The 21,922-nt window shown below is 34.8% G+C and carries 14 protein-coding genes, 1 pseudogene and 1 riboswitch; of the genes and pseudogenes, 12 read left to right on the top strand and 3 right to left on the bottom strand.

Going from position 1 to position 21,922, the window contains the following annotated elements:
* Positions 1 to 222: 222 nt before the first annotated feature.
* The gene (locus tag I7822_RS21020; protein WP_207981034.1) at positions 223 to 903 is read right to left on the bottom strand and encodes a helix-turn-helix domain-containing protein; all 681 of its coding nucleotides are present in this window, start codon (positions 901 to 903) and stop codon (positions 223 to 225) included.
* A gap of 336 nt (positions 904 to 1,239) precedes the next feature.
* Between I7822_RS21020 and I7822_RS21015 the strand changes: the two genes are divergently transcribed.
* Entirely contained in the window at positions 1,240 to 2,820 is a 1,581-nt protein-coding gene (locus I7822_RS21015; RefSeq protein ID WP_307847831.1) for a histidine kinase N-terminal 7TM domain-containing diguanylate cyclase, read from the top strand.
* Between the two features lie 238 nt (positions 2,821 to 3,058).
* Positions 3,059 to 5,536 carry a helicase-related protein gene (locus I7822_RS21010; protein WP_207981033.1) on the top strand — a complete coding sequence of 826 codons (2,478 nt, stop codon included), beginning with the start codon at positions 3,059 to 3,061 and terminating at the stop codon, positions 5,534 to 5,536.
* 242 nt (positions 5,537 to 5,778) lie between these two features.
* Here I7822_RS21010 and I7822_RS21005 read toward each other — a convergent pair.
* Positions 5,779 to 6,515 (bottom strand): annotated as a pseudogene (locus I7822_RS21005) (aminoglycoside 6-adenylyltransferase); the annotation flags it as partial.
* Between the two features lie 583 nt (positions 6,516 to 7,098).
* Here I7822_RS21005 and I7822_RS21000 point away from each other — a divergent pair.
* The 5 genes from I7822_RS21000 to I7822_RS20980 all read left to right on the top strand — a co-directional run bounded on the left by I7822_RS21000 (position 7,099) and on the right by I7822_RS20980 (position 14,473).
* Entirely contained in the window at positions 7,099 to 8,097 is a 999-nt protein-coding gene (locus tag I7822_RS21000) for an ROK family transcriptional regulator (protein ID WP_207981118.1), read from the top strand.
* 56 nt (positions 8,098 to 8,153) lie between these two features.
* Entirely contained in the window at positions 8,154 to 9,386 is a 1,233-nt protein-coding gene (locus tag I7822_RS20995; RefSeq protein ID WP_207981032.1) for an MFS transporter, read from the top strand.
* Positions 9,387 to 9,670: 284 nt separating this feature from the next.
* A complete protein-coding gene (locus I7822_RS20990) occupies positions 9,671 to 11,458 on the top strand; it encodes a C40 family peptidase (RefSeq protein ID WP_207981031.1) in 1,788 nt (595 codons plus the stop codon).
* A 233-nt stretch (positions 11,459 to 11,691) separates the two neighbouring features.
* Positions 11,692 to 11,770: riboswitch (ZMP/ZTP riboswitch) on the top strand.
* A 140-nt stretch (positions 11,771 to 11,910) separates the two neighbouring features.
* Complete coding sequence (locus I7822_RS20985; RefSeq protein ID WP_207981030.1) at positions 11,911 to 13,116, top strand: phosphoglycerate dehydrogenase; 1,206 nt, start codon at positions 11,911 to 11,913, stop codon at positions 13,114 to 13,116.
* Between the two features lie 334 nt (positions 13,117 to 13,450).
* A complete protein-coding gene (locus I7822_RS20980) occupies positions 13,451 to 14,473 on the top strand; it encodes a DUF3231 family protein (RefSeq protein WP_207981029.1) in 1,023 nt (340 codons plus the stop codon).
* A gap of 87 nt (positions 14,474 to 14,560) precedes the next feature.
* Here I7822_RS20980 and guaC read toward each other — a convergent pair whose 3' ends face one another.
* Positions 14,561 to 15,544 carry a GMP reductase gene (guaC, locus tag I7822_RS20975; protein ID WP_207981028.1) on the bottom strand — a complete coding sequence of 328 codons (984 nt, stop codon included), beginning with the start codon at positions 15,542 to 15,544 and terminating at the stop codon, positions 14,561 to 14,563.
* A gap of 597 nt (positions 15,545 to 16,141) precedes the next feature.
* Here guaC and I7822_RS20970 point away from each other — a divergent pair.
* The 5 genes from I7822_RS20970 to I7822_RS20950 all read left to right on the top strand — a co-directional run bounded on the left by I7822_RS20970 (position 16,142) and on the right by I7822_RS20950 (position 21,748).
* Positions 16,142 to 17,248 (top strand): HD-GYP domain-containing protein, encoded by a 1,107-nt coding sequence (locus I7822_RS20970; protein WP_207981027.1) that lies wholly within the window; start codon positions 16,142 to 16,144, stop codon positions 17,246 to 17,248.
* Between the two features lie 179 nt (positions 17,249 to 17,427).
* On the top strand, positions 17,428 to 19,116 hold the full coding sequence (locus tag I7822_RS20965) for a methyl-accepting chemotaxis protein (protein WP_207981026.1): 1,689 nt from the start codon (positions 17,428 to 17,430) through the stop codon (positions 19,114 to 19,116).
* A gap of 174 nt (positions 19,117 to 19,290) precedes the next feature.
* Positions 19,291 to 20,223 (top strand): D-2-hydroxyacid dehydrogenase, encoded by a 933-nt coding sequence (locus I7822_RS20960; RefSeq protein ID WP_207981025.1) that lies wholly within the window; start codon positions 19,291 to 19,293, stop codon positions 20,221 to 20,223.
* A gap of 224 nt (positions 20,224 to 20,447) precedes the next feature.
* Positions 20,448 to 20,696, top strand: a complete 249-nt coding sequence (locus I7822_RS20955; protein ID WP_207981024.1) for a hypothetical protein — start codon at positions 20,448 to 20,450, stop codon at positions 20,694 to 20,696.
* Between the two features lie 191 nt (positions 20,697 to 20,887).
* Positions 20,888 to 21,748 carry a pentapeptide repeat-containing protein gene (locus I7822_RS20950; RefSeq protein WP_243459596.1) on the top strand — a complete coding sequence of 287 codons (861 nt, stop codon included), beginning with the start codon at positions 20,888 to 20,890 and terminating at the stop codon, positions 21,746 to 21,748.
* Positions 21,749 to 21,922: the final 174 nt, after the last annotated feature.

The following is a 21,922-nucleotide window of genomic DNA, read 5'->3' as shown; positions in this document are numbered from 1 at the left end:
GTTGGTAAATAAGCTTTCCTATCGATGTTTGTGGGGAATTGAACATCTTACAATGTCATCAATCCCCAATAAAATCAAACAACAAATGCTTATTCTCCCGTCGTTTCTCCACAATCATCATCCCATACAATACACTGTAGAAATACCCCTCAAATGTAGAACGGATACTATTCATTTTTTTCTTAAAAACAGTTTGCTTAAATGCCCCAATCACCGTGTCAATTACATCATCCAATCTCGTTCGAGTTTGAGTTTTTTATAAACAATTAACACACGTTTCCAAAGCTTGTAGATATCAACTGCACATAAAAAGGGCTTTGCTGCTTGAATAAATTCCTTGTGAACAGATTCCGGTAAAAAGCTTGTATCGATTTGTTGAGTTGGGATTGATTCTGACCTTTCTTGTAGAGCAACATCTTCATGATGTTCACGGTTTTCCTGTTCTCTTACGTTATTAGGTATTTGTTTATTCTCACAGAGTGAGCTTTGCTTATTCTCTGTTTTATTAGGTGTGACATTTGCAGTGACAGATTGGGGTGTCATATTATTTTTTAACTGGTCAATCGTCTGAAATGGTTGAATGACAAGTAGATTAACCCCTTGTTTACCGTTCATTCTAGCAGTTGGGATTTTCTTAATGATCCCAAGGCCTTCCAGCTTTTTAATTGCACGAATTACGGTTCTCCGGCTTATCAGTAAATTTTCTGCAATTGTATCGTACTTTGCAAATGAAACACCAACTACCTTTACCGAATGTCTCCAGATGAATTTTAAAACGTTAAAGGTGCCTTCTGATAGTGCTGATTTATGCTTGTATAAAAATCCGCGAATTGCTAAGTCCATAGCTTCGATCGTTTCAAATGATTGGTAGGTTTGTATGTTTGCAAAGGTAAGTTTTTCCATGAGTTTTCCCCTCCTAAAAAATAGAAAAATGAAAATATGTTCTTTCACTTTCTATATAGGTTTTAAGAGGAGCTAGAGTAGCGTCATTTTATAAAAAATTTTATGTTTTTATTAGTCAATTATTAATTTTAAGTTAGTTTCTATTCAAAACTTATTATTTTTCTAAATAAATGTATGTCTTTAATTTAGACTTTGCGTTAGAAGCAACAATCTTTTAGAAAAGAGCCTTAATTAATATAGACAACCCAAGAATTCTAAATAAATACAAAACTAGTCAATTAAGGATAAACTGCTATATAATGAAATCAACTAGTACCTTTTAACTAAATGGAGTAGATGATGTTGCTGCAGGAATTATTGATATACATACTAATAATAATTATAGCCGGCTTATTAAGTGTTTTTTTATGCGGGTATGCCATCTTGAAATTAAAAGGTGCACCAGGTGCTAGGTATTATATGCTAGTCACTTTTACATCAGCGATCTTTACATTTGCCTATGCATTTGAACTTTCGAGTAAAACGATCGAGCAAATAATTTTTTGGCTAAGGATTGAATATCTAGCATTACCCTTTATCCCTTTATTTCTTTTATTAATGAGCTTGGATTATACAGGGCAAAAATTAAAACCATGGTTGTCTTATATCCTTTTCATTATCCCTTTCATCACGATCTTTTTGCATAGTACAAATGACCTTCATCACTTTTATTACACGTCAATGGAGCTTAGAGCAGATAGTCCATTCCCGATTATAAAGCTTGAGGGAGGACCTTGGTATTTCGTCCATTCTATCTTTGTCTTTTTGTGTATCATGGTCAGTGTCATCATCCTGCTAATTCAATTAAATCAGCAAGTCTTATTACGATTTCGGTTGCAAATTTTAACAATGGTAGCAGGACTACTTGTACCGATCATCGCCAGCTATTTCTATATGAATAATATTAGTCCTTATGGAATTGACCTCGGACCAGTTTCCATGAGCGTATCTTTCCTTTTTCATGGCGCTGCTCTATTATCTTTTCAAATGTTTAATGTCTCCCCGATCGCGAGGGATACTGTATTTGCTAGCATGAAAGAGGGAGTGATAGTTTTAAATCACCAAGATGTCATTGTTGATTACAACAATTCGATGAAGCTGATCCTCCCAATGTTAAATCACTTTTATATTGGGAAAACCATCACAAATGTTCTTAAAGAAAATCAAGAGCTTGCAAACATCATATATTTAGGGAAGGAAAACGATTATGAGATATGTATAAAAGAAAAAAAGATCAACTATCATATTCGATTTTCTCCCATTTTAACTAAAAACAATCAGCAACTTGGTAAGATTATTAGCTTTGTTGATATAACAGATCAAGTGTATTTGCAGAAAAAATTAAAATTGCTAGCTAGCATGGACGGCTTAACACAAGTGTATAACCGGACCTACTTTATGAGAAAAACTGAAAAGCTTCTTGAATCCCTCATTAGTACAGAAGGAAATGTGTCAATCATTATGTTCGATATTGATCATTTTAAAAAAGTAAATGATACTCTAGGACATGACGCAGGTGATCATGTGTTAAAATATGTTGTAAAGGTAGCGAAAAAATGCCTGCGCGTAACAGACATCATGGGTCGTTTTGGCGGTGAGGAATTTATTATTTGTTTGCCTAATACATCCTTATATGATGCATTTGAGTTAGCCAATACAATTCGTTTGAATATAGCCGAAAAACATATGCTGATAAACAAGAAAGAGATTTGTGTAACGTCAAGCTTTGGTATTTCTCATGCAATGATGAATTCTGGAGTTCATCATCAATCCATTCAAACACTCATTCGCCAAGCTGACGAGGCTCTATATGCCGCGAAAAGGAAGGGCAGAAACTGTGTTCAACAATATACACAAGTGATACAAAACATTACTTGATAAACTTATGGAAGCGATTAGCCTAATTAACGTTCCTATTGAAGTATGACCAGGAGAAGCATAAAATTGTTACTATACGAAATGATTACGATCGAGAAATGTCTCAAGCCCTAATAAAAGGTATTGAGGCTTTTCTCTTTTTCTAACACAAATAAAATAATATAAATCATAAAACTAATACATATTAAAATAAAAGAAACAAAAGAACGGAATCTAATCTTTCTGTGAGGAGTTTTTTATGAACGAAATCTTAGCAAATCACTACCAAAAGGCTGTCGAGCGAACGAAAGAAATGGCCTTTAACGATCTATATAAATATTTAGAAGAAAAAGAAATCGCGCCTTCCTATGAACAATATATTAGGGAACGAGGACAATACCTCGATCAAATTTGGTTAAATGCATGGTTAAATTCTACAACAAGTCATGCTTCCTATTCTGAAAAGAAACAGTTTCTCTTTGAAAAGGGATATGTGGTAGAAGAGGTTAGCAAAAAGCTGATTAATCAAATGTTCCGCAACGAAATAAGAGATGTAGCAACATTCGATTTGATTGGCTGGCTGGATAGTCTGTATGCAAATCAACGGGAAGAATGGAATCAAAAATATGTCGAAGCACGAGAAGCCTATACTAACCGATTGAATCTTCAGCAGGAGCGTGAAGAAAGAAAGAAATTACTCCTCAAGCTTGAATACTATATCGACCAGTTATTAGGTGAGCATTACGAAGATCTATACCTCTATGTTCGCTATCTACTTGGTTGTAAGCTTGCAATTGAGATCGAACAAAAAGGGATACTATTATCATCAGATGAGATAATCTTTACAAGCTATTTAAATAATGAGTTAGAGTTAGCTTACAACAGCAATCGATATGATGAGAATATAACGGAAAAGTATGAAAGACTCATTACAAATTATTTGTTTGATTTCGGGCCAAATTGGCTAAAAGAGCATCTTCCACCACATCTTTTTGATGAGTACTTAAAAACGTATCATGAAGCTTTACCTGACTCATTATTAAAAGAATCAGCGTATGAACCTTTCCTAGATCTCGGTCAGGAATTCTTTGATGATTTGTTAGAGGAATACGTTACTGATCTTACTAAATTAATTGATATACCCTTTGACCTAACTACCCATCGCGAGATCTTTGATAAAGATCTTTCTGAAAGAGAACGCAAAATAGTAGAAGAGCTAGAAGACAACAAGCGTCGAAAAGAAGAAGAAGCACGTATGATCGAGGATATTTTCGGAAGGGAATATAATCCACCGGCCGGACGCAATATTCACTATGTCTTACATGTTGGTGAAACAAATACAGGTAAAACCTTTCAAGCAATCGAACGAATGAAGCAAGCAAGCAGTGGCATTTATTTAGCACCTCTTCGATTATTAGCTCTCGAAATTTATGAAAAATTAAATGAAGAAGGTGTCCCTTGTTCGTTAAAAACAGGTGAAGAGGAAAAATTGGTAAGCGGATCTGCCCACCAAGCCTGTACTGTAGAAATGTTTCATGAAAAAGAATTCTATGAAGTGGTTGTCATTGATGAGGCGCAAATGATCGCAGATAAGGATCGGGGCTTCTCATGGTATAAAGCAATAACAAAGGCCAATGCAAAAGAGGTACATATTATCTGCAGCTTTAACGCACAAGCAATGATTCTTCAGCTTCTTGGTCAATCACATGTCGAAATTCATGAATATGTAAGAGACATTCCACTAGAAGTAGAGTTTCAGTTATTTCGTTTAAATCATACAAGAAAAGGTGATGCCATCGTATGCTTTTCTAGAAAACGTGTCCTTGAAACAGCTTCAGAGCTGCAAAGAAGTGGTCGCCAAGTGAGTATGATTTACGGAAGTATGCCACCAGAAACAAGAAAAAAGCAAATGCAGCGTTTTATCAAAGGGGAAACAACGGTCATTGTTGCAACAGATGCGATTGGAATGGGATTAAATTTACCGATCAGGCGAATAGTTTTCTTGGAGAATGATAAATTCGACGGCACAAGAAGAAGATGGCTAACATCTCAAGAGGTAAAGCAAATTGCGGGACGTGCCGGTCGAAAAGGAATTTATAATATCGGCAAAGTGGCGTTTACTAACAACCCTAAAAGTATGGCTCGACTCCTCGAACAAGAGGATGCACCGCTCCAAGGGTTTGCAATAGCCCCAACAACGAGTGTGTTTGAAAGGTTTCAAAAATACTCACGTAAGCTTGGACTGTTTTTTTACTTGTGGGAACAATTTGAAAGTCCTGAGGGAACGAAAAAAGCTGCGTTATCTGAAGAAAAGCTTTTGTATGAAATGATTAAGGATTCAATCATTGAAGCAAAACTGTCAGTTGCTGACTTATATGGCTTTTTACATTTACCATTTTCTTCAAATGAACCTACTTTGCGAGCTCAGTGGAAGCAAAAGCTAGAAGCGATCATTGACGGTCATGAATTACCAGATCCACTGATTAAGGAATCAGGCCTTGAAGAACTTGAATTATCTTATAAGTCGGTTGGGCTTCATCTTTTATTTTTATACAAATTAGGTAAAAGGACTGAAGCTCATTACTGGGAAAGAGTGCGCGAAGAAATCAGTGATAAAATTCATGAACAATTAAAGACTGGTGTACAAATTGAGAAAAAACGATGTAAACGCTGTGGGAAAAGCCTTTCTCAAGGCTTTAAATTTCAAGTGTGTAATGAATGTCATTTTGAGCGATAGGATCGACTAAAATAACAGCATAAACTTCAACTTGGGGAACGTGATTTAATTATATTGTCTTAAAAGGTGATCCACTTGTTAATAATCCATAATTCATTTCTTATTGTTAAAAATGAATTATGGATTATTTCAATTGTAAAAAAGTATTAGTTTTTTTGCTAGGTGTATTTTTTACGAATTCCATCTATATAGATACTCACTTTTCCATCATAATTAGGATAGTGATAATCAAGAGCTTCTGCGACAAAGTGAGAAGTTTCTCTGAATAATTCAAAACAAGTATAAAGTGCTTCCCACATTTCTTGATATGATCCCATATTGTAAGTAGATAACAATGTATTCCATGTTGCATCAGAAACGTATTTTTTTAAGAACTTATCAGATTTACCTGTACTTAAGCTAAAATCAGTTTCAATTCCAATTTTAAAGCGTACATGGTGAGCAAATTGGGACGAAATGCAGCGTTCATTAGATCGACAGCAAATAAAATTTCTTTTCTTGCAAGACCTTTTGCCACATATGTAGAGGTCATCCAAAACTCATTACAGCAGTCATCAAAAGATTGTAAGCTTGGTTTTTGAATGTGATATATGCTATCTGTAGCAATGACAGATTCTTTAATTAGGTTATCCTTGTCCAATAACACTTCAACTAGACCGTCACTATTATTAAAATAGGCTTCATATTCGTTTAGAGGTATTAGTGTTAGGTCAATTTTCGTACCATCTTCAAAAATCATTAAATAAGAGAACCAATTACCTAATTCAGGTGGGAACAATTCCATTGCTTCTGGTTTTTGCATGATTATCCTTTGACCAAAATAGGTTAACCAATCGTCATTTTTTTTGAAAAAATCCATGTCCGTTACAAAATAACTAAAATCGTAATCTTGAAATTCATCCTTCGGAATGTTTTCGTTTGTTAGCGAACCTTCAAGCGTAAAGATTCTAATTTTTTCACAATTTAGAGCGAAATTCATTCCTAACTCCATCATTTCTTTATTGCTTCTCAAAATAATCACCTCCAAGGATTGGTATTACAATCATAGTTATCATTCACTTTGCCAGACTGTTTTTTATAATTTACTGCTGACTAAATATTATTATAATGATGAGCAAGTCACAACATTTTCTGCAATGTAACAATTGGGAATAGGGAAAAGCGCTTCATTTGTAAAATGAATTTTCCGTTCCTTGTCAGATATGTTAATTCAGATTATTATTTGCTTGGGAAAAAATTGAAAATGTATCAGGAGAGGAATATACAACATCTGTTCAACACCAAATTTTTGATAAAGCAGGCATGGACAATACTTTTTTCATAGATTCGGCTGGGTCATAATGAACTTAAACAAGGAACTTCAATGAACGGAGCTGTTTAGTCGAAGAAAGTGCCATCGAATTTATAATCACAATTGTATTCGATAATTTTATATGATATATTATCAACATCACTTATTAAATAACTTTAATAAGTTTTTTGTTCGATACTTATTAAAGTTATTTAATAAGTCTAGTTAATAGGTGGTGACGTTTGTGAATGCTACTCCAAAATCGTTGAGGATGGTAATCCTTTCTGGTATTCGTAAATCTCTTTTAGAGCTTGGAAGTGCAACAAAAGTTGAGCTCAGCGATAAATTAGAAATTAGTTTCCCAACAATAAGTAAGTTCCTAACACAGATGGAGAAGGATGGTGAAATTATTTCAGTCGGTTTAGATGAATCTAGTGGTGGGAGAAGAGCAAAAAGATATACATACAATCCTGAGCATATGCTAGGGCTTGCAATTTTCTTAGAGAGGACAGAGACCAATTATACAATTTTTAATTGTGTAGGAGAAGTAAAGGAACAAGGAAAAGCTCCAAGTGTATTAATAGATGATGGTATAAATTTTTTAACTAAGTTCATCGAAAAAATAATAACTGAAAATTCAAAAATCAGTTCTATGGCAATCGGCGTTCCTGGTTCGGTTGATAGCGGTCGAATTTTTCATATACCGGGATATGTGCAGTTACAAAATTTTGATTTGAAAGGATATTATGAGGATTATTTTTCTATACCCGTCGTAGTAGAGAACGATATGAATGCTGCAGTTCTCGGATATCACCATAATAACGGGATTAAGGATAATCAATCCCTTATATATTTGTATTCCGGTCAAAATGGGCCAGGTGCAGGATTTATGATAAATGGAGATGTGGTGCGAGGAAGTACATTTTTCGCAGGAGAGGTTTCATTCGTCCCTCAGTATAATGAACGAAATTTTGGGCAGGCGTTAGAAAACGTAAGTGGGCCTAAAAAGGTAACTATCTCCGAGGATTATCAGATTGATGCAATTAGCAGGTTAGTAGCATCCTTTGTAGCTATCATTAACCCTCATACCATCATTTTTTGTAAAGATGAAGTTGAAAAAATATTATTAGAAAGTATTTCTATAGTCAGCTCAAAATATATCCCGTCAGAACATCTCCCTGAGCTAACAATGAGTGATTGGAAACAAGATTATTTATATGGATTACAAAGGCTTGGACTTAATCTTATGATGAATGGATCAAACGAGTAAAACAAATCGAAAAGTACAATTAAATACAAAATGTTTTAAAGGAGAGGGTTTTAAATATGGCAACATTCCTTTTAGTCATCATTTATTTGGCTTTTATCAGCTTAGGTTTACCTGATTCATTGTTGGGGGTAGCGTGGCCTGTGATGCAATCGGACTTCGGAGTCCCACTTGAGACTGCCGGATTGCTTTTTATGACGATAGCGGGTGGCACAATTATCTCCAGTTTAGCAAGTGGGAAGGTTCTTAAACGGTTCGGAACTGGTAATGTCACATTTGTCAGTTCCTTAATGACTGCTGGTGCTTTACTAGGATTTTATTTTGCTCCATCGGTGATTTGGTTATTTATATGTGCCATACCTCTTGGATTAGGTGCAGGAGCTGTTGATGCAGGATTAAACGATTATGTAGCTACACATTACAAGGCACACCATATGAGCTGGTTACATTGTTTTTGGGGAGTAGGAGCTACTATTGGTCCTATCATTATGGCCCAGTTTATTTCAGGACAGAATTCCTGGAGCAATGGATATCTAATCATTTCAGGAATTCAATTTGCGTTAGTGGTCATCCTTTTCTTCACTCTGCCTTTATGGAACAGAAGGGCAAAAAATAGCAATATCGCCATAAACGAAGAGCCGGAAGATCCAAAAGGTATAGTCTATAACGAAGATGCTGAAAATGTAAAACCTTTACAAATTAAAGGGGTTAAACTAGCTATGATATCCTTCTTATTTTATTGTGGGGTTGAAGCCACAATGGGTCTTTGGGGAAGTAGTTTCCTGGTAAATGTGAAAGAATTGCCAGCATCACTTGCTGCAAAATGGGTCTCCTTATATTACTCAGGAATCACAATTGGCAGATTTATTACAGGCTTTATTACCTTTAAAATTAGTAACCGTACTCTCATCAGGATGGGGCAGATAATAGCATTTGCTGGTGCCACACTTCTATTCCTACCATTCCCACCCATTTTCTCCCTTGTAGGTTTTATTATGGTTGGATTAGGTCTAGCACCGATATTTCCGTGTATGTTACACGAAACCCCAAAACGTTTTGGGAAAAAGCATTCCCAGACAATTATGGGGTATCAAATGGCTTTTGCCTATACAGGTAGTACATTTATGCCACCTCTTCTTGGTTTTATTGCATCTCAATCGACAATTGGAATCTTCCCTTTTTGTATTGTAGTTTTTGTAGCAGCAATGCTCCTAAGTTCCGAAACATTAAATAACTTACTGAAGAAGCAGCAATTATTAAAGAGGAAAAATACAAGCTCAACAGCATTTTAATTATGTAGGGGATTTAATAAAATAGTCTATGCTGCTAACAGATGACCTCGGTATTGTGCCGGGGTCATCTTCTTTAATCCCTACTGATAACGATGATTATTGTACTCCTCGACATATGAATCTACTAATTGTTTTAACTCACCAACTAGCAGTCTTTTTATGTTAAGGAAATTAAAAAATTGCATTACTTAGGTTCTCTGTTACTTTACTGAAGTTGTAATGATTTCCTATTCGTTAGGAATACTAAGGTTTACATCAAGGTAATGAAAAGGAGAATCAAAAACATGGACATTGAACAAAGATATGAACTTAGAAAACTTGATCCTCAAAAAGATGAATTTGCCTTAGTTCTCTACCTCGATGATCAATTAACTGAGTTTGCTGAAGAATTAGGAAGAGTGCCAAAGGTGACAAAAAGTATTACGTTAACAGCCAGTCAAATCGTAAAAGAAAAATATCCAAATATAAAAGTCACCATAGTAAAAGTAATCCTTGGTGGATTAGTTGTAGCATCTATCCCTCTTTCTTCAAAAACATCATCTGTACAGGCAGAGGAATTGAATGCAACTACTCAAACGGAACAAGGAAACACGATTTTTTACCAGGTTTCATCAGGTGATACACTTTGGAATCTATCTGTCAGGTACGGAACTTCAGTCGATTATATTAGGCAAGCAAATCATCTTTCCTCTGATGTTTTGCAATTGAATCAACGGTTAATTATCCCAAAGACAATTCATACTGTTGCGACAGGAGATTATTTAACCGTTTTAGCTAAAAAATATAGTACAACCGTTGCGGCCATTAAAGAAGCTAATAATCTGGTAGATGATACCACACGCCTTGGACAGACGTTGATTATACCGATTTTAATTGGAGCAAACACGAACGAAACCACCCAATCCATTACTCAACAACCTACCCAATCACATGCAACAACTTATTCTGTGGTTTCTGGAGATAGTCTATCTGTAATCGCAAAGCGTTTTGGAACAACTGTTGAAGCACTCCGAAGTGCCAATCATTTAACATCCGACCTAATAAGAATTGGGCAAACATTAATCATTCCCTCAAGCGGAAATAATGGAACAGACACAGTCCCCACTCCTGCACCAACTGAAGCCCCAACTACTTCAGGTATCAAGTATACTGTAGTTGCTGGTGATAGTTTATGGGGAATTGCATCTAGATATAATATAAGCTTAGATGCAATTCGCAGCTCAAATAATCTGGAAACAGATCAGTTAAAAATTGGACAAATACTCATCATTCCAAAGGATGGGGAAGGGGCTTCAGCTCCAATTGTGCAACCAGCACCTACTACGAATACGAATAATATTAGTTACACAATCGTGTCAGGAGATTCATTATCTGTTATCGCAAAGAGATACAATACGACAGTTGAGCAAATAAAACAAGTGAATCAATTAACAAGTGATACGATACGAGTAGGACAAGTATTAACCATTCCAAATTCACAAGGAGCTACAAATGGTGAAACCGTACCACCAACTTCGGTAAATACTAGCTTACAGACCGTTCAAAAAAACCTGCAAACCCTTGGCTACTATGCCGTACCAACAATGACTGGAAGCTACGATACTGCCACAACACAGGCAATAAAAACCTTTCAAGGTGATTATGGACTTGCCATATCAGGCAAGGTCGATCAAGCAACAAATACAGCCATTGAACATGCAATTGTCAAAAAATCATTGATCAAAGATACAAGGAATTATCTAGGTGTTCCATATCTATGGGGAGGCACTACACCATCTGGCTTTGATTGTTCAGGATTCGTATACTACATGTTCAATCAACATGGAATAGACAATTCACGAAATACCTCAGCAGGCCTCTATAAAACAGGAACAGCAATCGCAAGAAATCAGCTACAGCCTGGAGACTTGGTTTTCTTTGCAGTCAATACATCTGGCACGATTACACATGTAGGATTTTACATGGGAGATAATCAGTTCATCTCCGCTACCAGTTCAAAAGGGATCGCTGCATATTCAATGGATAATTCTTATTGGGGGAAATATTATGTGGGAGCTAAAAGGGTTTATTGATGGGGGATCCTTTAGCTTATACATTAATTTTTCTCTTTTAAAAATATTTTACATGGCAGGGTAGTTGTTGAGAATATAGCGTTATTCTAACCATTTCATTCATCTAAAATGTTTTGTTTTAAAATTGAAAAGTAAGATTGCTGTTTACTCATAATATAGTTTAAAAAGTCCATAAATAATGATAAATTCTACTTGAAGTTTGCTGAAGTTTTTGATAAAGTAAAGGAAATGAAAAGACTATGTGTAACTGGCGAAACACGGATAACCGTGAGGGAGCACATAGTGTCGTAGCCGTTCGCCTGGGCAGAGGTAAGGGAAGTATCCCTTACCTCTTTCTGCTTATTAGGAGATGATATTTAAGGTTGAAACTTCGTTTAAATTCCATTATTCTAGTAAAATAAATATTCATAATATTTGAAAACTAACATAAATGAAAAGAGGAGAAATTAATTATGAGCACAACAACAACAACATTAGAAAAAGTAAAAACAATTAAAACCTTAAATAATATCGCAGAAGTAGGGCTAAACGTATTCAATAAAGATAACTTTACAATCGACAATAATAGTGAAAACCCTGATGCTATTGTTTTACGTAGCTATAACATGCATTCAATGGAATTTGCCAATAATTTAAAAGCAATTGCACGTGCTGGAGCTGGTGTCAATAATATCCCGGTAGACAAATGCACAGAGCAAGGTATTGTTGTTTTTAATACCCCTGGAGCTAACGCTAACGCTGTAAAAGAAATGGTTCTTACCACATTAATGGCTTCTTCACGTAACCTTTTTGCCGGTGTTGCTTGGACAAAGACGTTAGAAGGGGAAGGCGATCAAATTCCTAAACTTGTTGAAGCAGGTAAAAAACAATTTGTTGGAAAAGAAATTAAAGGTAAAACACTTGGAGTTATCGGCTTAGGGGCGATCGGTGCGCTTGTTGCAAATGATGCACTTGATTTAGACATGGATGTCATTGGCTTTGACCCATTCATCTCTGTTGATACTGCATGGAATTTGTCTCGTAAAGTGCAACGCGCTATGACGATAGAACAATTGTTTGCAAACTCAGATTATATTACTGTACACGTTCCGTATATGGAAAGCACAAAAGGTATGTTCAACAAAGAAGTATTCAACATCATGAAGCCTGGCGTTCATATTTTGAATTTCTCACGTGGAGAGCTTGTGAATGAGACAGATATGGAAGCAGCACTTGAAAGTGGAAAAGTTGGTAAATATATTACAGACTTCCCGAATGAAAATGTTTTAAAAATGAAAAATGTTGTTTCAATCCCACATCTAGGTGCATCTACACAAGAATCAGAGGAAAACTGTGCAATTATGGCATCACGTCAGGTGAAGGAGTTTTTAGAAACAGGTAACATTAAAAACTCAGTGAATTTCCCTAACGCTTCTCTTCCTTATACAGGCAAGCGCCGTGTAGCAGCTTTCCACAAAAATGTTCCTAACATGGTTGGGCAGCTTACACAGGCTTTATCAACTTATCAGTTAAACATCGCTGACATGGTAAACAGAAGTCGTGGAGATTATGCGTACACATTGATTGACATCGACAATAAAATAAACGGTGATATCATTCCCGAATTCGAGGAAAAAATCAAGCAAATCGAAGGTATCGTTACAACTCGTATTATCTAAAAAGTCCTATAATTGAACAGTAGGTTCTTCTTGTTCAAAAGAATAAATTTTAATTATAGCCTCAATTCCTATATGGAGTTGAGGCTTTTTTAATTGTCTAGGAAATTATAAAATTCTAGTACTGTTCTTGAGCGTCTTATTTGCCCGAGGCTGTTCAAGGCGCTTTCGCTTTTGTTCATTTTTCATGATTTAACTAGAACAACTATAAATTAGAAATCCAATACAAGAAATGCGTCCAAAAAGGGAATCCCGCAAGTTAAAAGGGAAAATCTTACATATGTTTGGGGAAGTTGGAGAAAATAGAAGATAAATATGTTTTTCTGGAGGATAGAAAATGGCGGAACAAAAGAAAGTTAGACTTACATCAGGTGAATTATCACAGCTTTGGATCCAATTTATGAATGATTCTGCGAGTATTTGTCTACTATCATATTTCTTAAATAAAGTAGAGGATGCTGAGATAAAGCCAATAATCGAATATTCTTTAAAATTATCTAATGATCACGTAAACAAAATAACTTCGATTTTTACAGAGGAAAATAGTGCTATTCCCCATGGATTTAAGATAGATGAGGATGTTGAATTAAACGCTCCTAGACTTTTTTCTGACAGCTATGTATTATACTTTATTCATAAGATGGCTAAAATTGGACTTACTGCTTATTCTATGAGTTTATCAGTAGCTGTAAGGTCTGACATTACTAGTTATTATAAAGAATGTATGACAGAGTCAATGGATTTATATGAAAAGTCAAAGGATGTATTACTAGAAAAAGGGCTCTATACTAGGTCACCTTATATATCATACCCGAAAAATGTGGGGTATGTAAAAAAGCAGGGTTTTATGCTAGATTTCATTGGAGATAAAAGACCTTTAACTGCATTAGAAATTACAAACCTATATTCAAACATCCAAAGAAATGCTCTTGGAATTGCTACATTAATTGGCTTTTGTCAGGTTGCTACCTCAAAGGATGTAACTAATTTTATAACCAAAGGTATCGAGATTGCAAAAAAACATATAGAAGAATGTGCGTTGAAATTAAAGGAAAGTAATATTCCCGCGCCTTTAACATGGGATTCCGAGGTGACTGATTCTACCGAATATACTCTTTCTGAAAAAATAATCATGTTCTATACAGCTGCACTAATTGCTATGAGTATTGGCTATTATGGATTTAGTGTGACATCAAGTCCAAGAGTAGATTTAGAAAGGATGTATAATTCATTCATATCAGATATTCAGAGGTTTGCTGAGGATGGAGCAAACATTATGATAAAAAATTCATGGCTTGAGGAGCCTCCAAGCTCGGTTGACAGAGACGAATTAGCAAGAAAGAACTATAATGAAAAGTAAAACCTCCCCCTAAAAACATAAAGATGAGCAAGTACAAAAGTATCTTGCTCACCACACCTAGCTTTAAAATAAAATTATTAAATACCTTTAATATACCTTATCACCATTAAAGATTGAATTCTTAACCACGACATAATCTACATTTCGAATAGCTTCTAGCTTAGTTCCTCCAGCATAAGAAATAGAGGATTGAAGATCTTGCTCCATTTCTATCAAAGTATCTTTTAAAGAACCTTTATGCTCGACAAACATTTTTTTGCCTTCAACATTTTTCTTTTCACCTTTTTGAAATTCAGAAGCTGAACCAAAGTATTCTTTGTATAGCTTACCGTCTTTCTCAAATGTTTCTCCTGGAGATTCTTCGTGTCCTGCAAATAAAGAACCGATCATGACCATAGATGCACCAAATCTAATTGATTTAGCTATATCACCATGAGTACGAATACCCCCGTCTGCAATAATCGGTTTGCTAGCTGCCTTTGCACACCAACGAAGCGCAGCTAATTGCCAGCCACCAGTTCCAAAACCAGTTTTTATTTTAGTAATACATACCTTACCAGGTCCAATGCCTACTTTTGTCGCATCTGCACCAGCATGTTCTAATTCTCTTACAGCTTCAGGAGTTCCAACATTTCCTGCAATAACAAAACTATCAGGTAAATGCTTCTTAATATGCTTAATCATCTCGATCACCGCATTTGAATGACCATGTGCGATATCAATCGTAATGTAATCCGGAGATATTTGTTCATCGGCTAATTGTTGTATGAATTGATATTCTTCATCTTTAACTCCGACACTAATAGATGCGAATAATCCACGTGATTTCATATCTTTAATAAAAAATAGTCGCTTCTCTGGTTCAAAACGATGCATAACATAGAAATAATCATTTTCCGCTAAGTAAATAGCAACCTTTTCGTCTATAATAGTCTGCATATTTGCAGGAACAACAGGCAACTTAAATGTATGTGCACCTAATGTAACAGATGTATCACACTCAGATCGGCTATTTACAACACATTTTGCTGGAATCAATTGAATATCTTCATAATCAAACACATTTTCCATGAATTACACCCCTAAACACGAATATTAATTAATTATTCAAATAAAACGTTCGACCATTTGGTAATATACATCATTTTTAACTGAATGTCAAAGTTATTAATACTTGTTATGTATTATGAGCATAAGTATGATTTTTATTTTGAAGCTTATAGAATACATAAATCAAGAAAAGTGGATTGTACATACATTCAAACACCCCAATAATTATTGCATTAAATTCTGTATATTTTTAATAAATGCTGCAACAGTCCTGCGAATTCATAAAGAAACATTAATGAATAAACATAAAAATTGTTGGATCTTTATTTGAAAATGGAGTAGTATTTTACTATAATCGACATAAAGCAACATATTTTTAGGTTTTTATACCTATTTTTAAAAATAGAATGTGATTAATTTTTCACAAAGTTAATTATATCCTTTTCAGTAAGAGTATTAAAAATAGAGAAATTTTTATGTATTCACTAAATAGCACTTAAGAAGATTGCAGTACAGATAGTAAACGCATTTTTAATAAGAACACACTAACAAGTACTATAAAGGGTTTAGGCAGTCTCTTTTAGTGAATATGCGTGAGGATAGGAGAAAAGAAAGAAAATGCGTTTAGTTACGTTACATAGATGTCAGTCGGGAATTATATTAGGTAAATCTATTTACAATGAAAATGGAAAAGTCCTTTTATCAAAGGGAACTAAACTAACAGATAGTTTAATAGAAAGACTTAAGAAATTCAATATTTTCACTGTTTACATTGATGATGAGGCATCTGAAGGGATTGAGATCGTTGATTCAATTCCGGAACCATTGCTTATGGAAGCAGGAGATGTCATCACACAAGGTTTAGATTCAATTGCTGAATTGAATTCCACTACCTCTAATCTCCAAGGAATGATTATCACTGGAAAAACAGTACAAAGCTTCCAAGATATCTTTAAAAATATTATCGGTTTTTTAACTGATAATCGTACAGTACTAAATTTATTAGCAACAACTAAAATTTGTAAAAACCATGTTTATACTCACAGTTTAAACGTCTCAATATATGCAAGCCAATTGGCGATCGCCAATGGTTTACCGCAAAAAAAAATTGAAGAAATTGGTTTAGGTGCGTTGTTGCATGATCTCGGTAAATTGTTTATCCCAGTTGAGGTTTTAAATAAACCAGGAAAGTTAACAAAGGAAGAGTTCGAACAAGTTAAGTCACACTGTGAATTAGGCTTTGAAAATCTTAGAAGAGTCCACGAGATCCCATTAACTGTAGCTCACTGTGCCCTTCAACACCATGAAAGAATTGATGGCGCAGGTTACCCTAGAGGGTTAAAAGGAACCGAAATTCATGAATACGCAAAAATATTAAGTGTTGCAGATGTATTTGATGCTGTTACTTCCCACAGAGTATATCGACCTGGGATGTTACCACATAAAGGTATTGAAATACTTTATTCCGGTAGTGGAACACAATTTGAAACGAACCAGATTCAATTGTTTAAAAACTGCATTGCCATTTACCCACAAGGTCTAACTGTAAAATTAAATGATGGAAGAACTGGAATCGTTTCGAAATATAATTTTCATTCAGTCGGACGTCCTGAGATACGAGTTATAAGAGATGAAGAAGGTCAAAAAGTAAAACCATATGAAATTGATTTATCATCAAAAAACCATCTAACCGTCGAGATCGTTCAAGCAGATGCATTACTATAATGTGTAATGTAAGATTAAAATGAGTAGATCATTTAGATTTTGATCTACTCATTTTTTTATTACTTCAGAAAGATTATTAAATAAAAAGAAAAATTCAATCATTTATCTAATTGTACGACTAAAACAATAAAGGGTTTTGTCGATATTAATAAAGCAAATGATTGTTTGGAGGTAGTCTTATGTCTATTAAAGGAAAGTTAATTTTTATAGTTGGGCTTTTAACATCTGCGCTGATTATTTCAGGTATTCTATCCTACTCTCAACTCCAAAAAACGGAGGAAGCATACTTAGGAATGCAAGAAGATGAAGCGGTTCAACTCATTATGAAGTCACTGCAATATAGGTTCACTGGAATTTCAAATGATGAAAGAGCATTTCTACTTACTGGTGATGGGGAATTAGTTTCTGGTATCGAAGAGAAAACAAAGGATATAGAAAAATACTTTATTACTCTAGAGAAAATGGCTAATCTTCATTCAAATCGCAAGGAAATTCAAAAAATCAAAGAAAACCTATTAGTCTATGTTGAAGCAAATAAAAAAATGGTAAATACATATGAAAGTGGAGATAAAGAAAAGGCACTTACTATTCATATGGAAGAAGAAAGAAGCATTCGAAAAGAATTAGTGGATCCCAGCATTGATAAATTTATTAGCGAAATAACAAGCAAAATTGAAGAAGATAAAAAGCTTTTAGATCAGAGGCAAAAAGTTGAAACAACTATATTATTTTCAGTTATTATTTTATCCATACTAGTTGGAATAACTACATCCGTTCTCATCATTCGTTCGATTATTAAACCTTTACAAGTAATGAATAACCGACTTAAAGAAATCGCTGAAGGTGAAGGAGATCTCACTCAGGAAATTAATATAAATTCTAAAGATGAACTTTCAGAAATTGCTAAATCCTTTAATAAGATGGTAGGCAAGCTACGAGATTTAATTAAACAAGTAGGTTTCCACGCAGAGCAGGTTGCAGCTTCCGCAGAACAATTAACTGCTAGTACAGAGGAAACGACAGGGGCTACAGATCAAATTGCTTCAACTGCTCAAAAGGTTGCAGCTGGAATAGACAAACAAGACCAAAGTGTAAAGGAAACAGCGAAAACAGTAAATGATTTCTCAACATCTGTTGAAAAAATTGCAGCCAATTCTCAAATTGTGACAGCGACAGCAAGGCATGCCTCTGAGAAGGCAATCGATGGTAATAAAGCAATTGATACGGTTGTTAAACAAATGAATGATATTAATCAATCAGTTAATACTCTTTCCAAGGAAGTAACAACACTAGGTGAACGTTCAACTCAAATAAACGAAATTGTTGAAACAATAACAACCATCGCAAAACAGACAAATCTTTTAGCACTTAATGCTGCAATTGAAGCAGCAAGAGCAGGAGATCAAGGACGTGGCTTTGCAGTTGTAGCTGATGAAGTGCGTAAACTAGCTGAACAATCAGCAGCCTCAGCAGAACAAATCGCGGCACTGATTTCAACAATTTTGACTGACACAAACCAAACCGTTCAATCAATGAATGATACAACCAATAAAGTAGCAGATGGAATAAACCTTGTCCATAACGCAGGAAAATCATTTGATCAAATCCAACATGCAGTTCTTGAGGTTTCTTCACAAATTCAAGAAGTAACTTCAGCTGTTAAAGAGATGTTTGTAGGCACGGAACAAATGGTACATTCTATGAATGTTATTGGTGAAACTTCTGAAATGACAGCAGCTGGTACACAAAATATGTCTGCCGCTACAGAAGAACAGCTTGCATCGATGGAAGAAATTGCAGCTTCTTCCGCTTCATTATCTAACATGGCAGAAGAACTGCAAGAATTAGTAGGTAAATTCAAAGTGTGATTTTTTTTAAGGGTAGTCCATACATGTCAAACGAATTGACTAATTGGGCTGCCATTTTTATTTTGTCCGTAGTAATCTTTTTTCATTAAATTGATAAGCGACTTTTGTTTCATTATGAGTTATTTTAATAGGAGATAGATAAAATTAGCTTTAAAAAAATAAGAGGTGAAAATAATGATTATCAAAAATATACTAATTGTCAGCCCAATGTACAAAGAGATCAAAAGAATAATAGAAAGCAAAAAAGTACAAAAGAATTTTCGGTATTTACTTGAAGAGGAAGTAAATCAAGATGATTTCATATGGGCCGATGCTTTTGTTTCATTTAATACGAAATCTACATTTGATTATCATCATGTAAAATGGGTACACTCCCTCGGTGCTGGAGTCGATCGCTTTTTATTTAAAAAAGACTGGAATAAAAATGTTTTATTGACTAGAACTGTTTGTTCCTTTGGACAAAGAATTGCTGAATATTGCTTGAGTTACATCCTAAAAGATTTGCAGTTTCATGACCAATTCCAGGCATACAAGCTTCAAGGAAAATGGCACCCTATTACCCCAAAACTATTAAATGAACAAAAAGTCATGATCTATGGAACAGGGGAAATTGGCCAAAAAATGGCGATGATTTTCTCTTCATTAGGTGTTGACGTATACGGATTCTCTTTAAGCGGGAAGAAAAAAGCATACTTTAAAGAGGTTATATCTATTGATACTCATTTTTCAAGATTAAGCGAAATGAATTACATCATTAATACTTTGCCGTTAACAGAAGAAACGGAAGGGCTTTTTGATGAAAATATCTTTAGGCAATTATCCAATGCAGGTTTTATTAATGTTGGAAGAGGTGCATCACTCGACGAAAAAGCTTTACTTAATGCTATAAATCAACACCAAGTTAGATTTGCAGTACTTGATGTATTTGCCCATGAGCCGTTACCAGAAGATAACCCACTATGGAATCATAAACATGTCACTATTACACCGCATATATCAGCTGTAACAACACCTAACGAGGGAGTAGAATGTTTTATTGAAACTCTAAAAAATATTGAAGAGAATAAACCTCTTCATAATAAGGTGGATGTGAAAAAGGGCTACTAAATCATTTAGCGAATTTTCGAGGAAGAAACAGCTTATTAACTAAGAGGGAAGGATTTAAAGGATTGGTTTGCTATGAAACTATAAAGACTGTAAGATTAAATCACTAGTTCAGATCAGCTAGATACATATAGTTTGCGAAATTCAATTCCCCTTGACTAGCCATAGTATTAAGGTTTTTAGTATGATTTATTTTGGTATAATGACTTTAAGTAGGTGAAAAAATTATGGAAAAAGTATGTGGTAAATGCTCAAAGGAACAAGGTATGCCGAAAGAGGAGCGTATTGAGCTTGCTTTGTCTCGAGTTCCCAATGAGTTTTACCGTTGTCCAATTTGTAAGGATGAACTGGTTTATCTTGCACACGTGAAAAATAACTTGAGTTCTGTTGAAGCACCGGTGGAAACCATTGAAAATACGAAGAAAAAGTCAAAGGTGTCAACAAAAACTGTTCAAGAACAATTAGAATTATTCTAAAAAAGTAGAGAGACTTGCCTTTCATATAACTTCTTAAACATGAGAATAAATCAAGAATCTTAGTAAGAACTATCGAAACGTGGATCTCTATCCCAACCAATTGATTGATTTTGAGATGTTATCATTCTTTAATCCTATGAAAAACTATGAAAAACTATAAAAGGTATTTCTCTTTTAAGGAAGTGTAAGGATTGTCTAGTCAATTAATGAATAACGATTATATACATAATAATTTAACTGCTGACTGTGAAAATTGCTTTGGATTGTGCTGTGTCGCTTTACCTTATGCAAAATCAGCTGATTTTGCATTTGATAAAGATGGAGGTACGCCTTGTCAAAACTTGCAATCAAATTATCGTTGCGGTATTCATAATAAACTCAGAAAAAAAGGTTTTCGTGGCTGTGCTGTATATGAATGCTTTGGTGCAGGTCAAAAGGTATCTCAAGTCACATATGATGGAAATGACTGGCGTGATAACCCAAAGTTAGCTAAGGAAATGTTTGATGTATTTCCTATAATACAACAACTTCATGAAATGCTTTGTTATTTAAATGAAGCTCTGAGCCTAGAAGCTGCTCAACCTATTTATAACGATTTGCAGGTTGCCTTAGAAGAAACGGAATATCTTACTAATTTAAGTCCAAAAGCGATCATAGACCTTAATGTTAATGTACCTGCTCATAGAAAAAAAGTTAATGACTTACTTCTACGAACTAGTGAACTAGTTCGTGCAAAAGTTCCACTTAAGAAAAATAAAAATCAAAAGAAACAGAACAAAGTTAGAAGGGGAAGTGACTTTATCGGTGCTAATTTAAGGGGGGCTGACCTTAGAGGCACTGACTTAAGAGGAGCTCTGCTTATAGCATCTGACCTCAGAGAAGCTGACTTGAGAGTGACTGACCTTATCGGAGCTGACCTTAGAGATGCCGATTTAAGGGGGGCTAATCTCATAGGAAGTATTTTTCTCACTCAAGCACAAGTTAACTCGGCTAAGGGAGATATTAATACGAAGTTACCTCCTTCCATAACCATTCCTGATCATTGGATTTAGGGTGGTACTTTAATAGTTAATAAACCGTTTATAAAGCGCAAGTAGGATGTGAACTGACCCATCTAAATGAGACTTAGAAAAAACACCTAAGCTACTTGTTCTCCAAACTCTATTGGAGACTGGTAGTTTAATTTTGCCTGAATTCGTATTTGATTATAATAATACATGTATTGA

The sequence above is a fragment of the Metabacillus bambusae genome, assembly GCF_017497975.1.
In the GTDB taxonomy this organism is placed as follows: domain Bacteria; phylum Bacillota; class Bacilli; order Bacillales; family Bacillaceae; genus Metabacillus; species Metabacillus bambusae.
The sequence above is the reverse complement of the archived record's forward strand: the minus strand, read 5'-3'. Positions and strand labels throughout refer to the sequence as shown.

Excerpts from the sequence above, each read along its gene's own strand:
- I7822_RS20995 (WP_207981032.1), top strand. The coding sequence starts at position 8,154 with ATGGCAACATTCCTTTTAGTCATCATTTATTTGGCTTTTATCAGCTTA.
- I7822_RS21010 (WP_207981033.1), top strand. The coding sequence starts at position 3,059 with ATGAACGAAATCTTAGCAAATCACTACCAAAAGGCTGTCGAGCGAACG.
- I7822_RS20960 (WP_207981025.1), top strand. The coding sequence starts at position 19,291 with ATGATTATCAAAAATATACTAATTGTCAGCCCAATGTACAAAGAGATC.
- I7822_RS21015 (WP_307847831.1), top strand. The coding sequence starts at position 1,240 with ATGATGTTGCTGCAGGAATTATTGATATACATACTAATAATAATTATA.
- I7822_RS20990 (WP_207981031.1), top strand. The coding sequence starts at position 9,671 with ATGGACATTGAACAAAGATATGAACTTAGAAAACTTGATCCTCAAAAA.
- I7822_RS20980 (WP_207981029.1), top strand. The coding sequence starts at position 13,451 with ATGGCGGAACAAAAGAAAGTTAGACTTACATCAGGTGAATTATCACAG.
- I7822_RS20965 (WP_207981026.1), top strand. The coding sequence starts at position 17,428 with ATGTCTATTAAAGGAAAGTTAATTTTTATAGTTGGGCTTTTAACATCT.
- I7822_RS20955 (WP_207981024.1), top strand. The coding sequence starts at position 20,448 with ATGGAAAAAGTATGTGGTAAATGCTCAAAGGAACAAGGTATGCCGAAA.
- I7822_RS21000 (WP_207981118.1), top strand. The coding sequence starts at position 7,099 with ATGGTAATCCTTTCTGGTATTCGTAAATCTCTTTTAGAGCTTGGAAGT.
- guaC (WP_207981028.1), bottom strand. The coding sequence starts at position 15,544 with ATGGAAAATGTGTTTGATTATGAAGATATTCAATTGATTCCAGCAAAA.
- I7822_RS20970 (WP_207981027.1), top strand. The coding sequence starts at position 16,142 with ATGCGTTTAGTTACGTTACATAGATGTCAGTCGGGAATTATATTAGGT.
- I7822_RS20985 (WP_207981030.1), top strand. The coding sequence starts at position 11,911 with ATGAGCACAACAACAACAACATTAGAAAAAGTAAAAACAATTAAAACC.
- I7822_RS21020 (WP_207981034.1), bottom strand. The coding sequence starts at position 903 with ATGGAAAAACTTACCTTTGCAAACATACAAACCTACCAATCATTTGAA.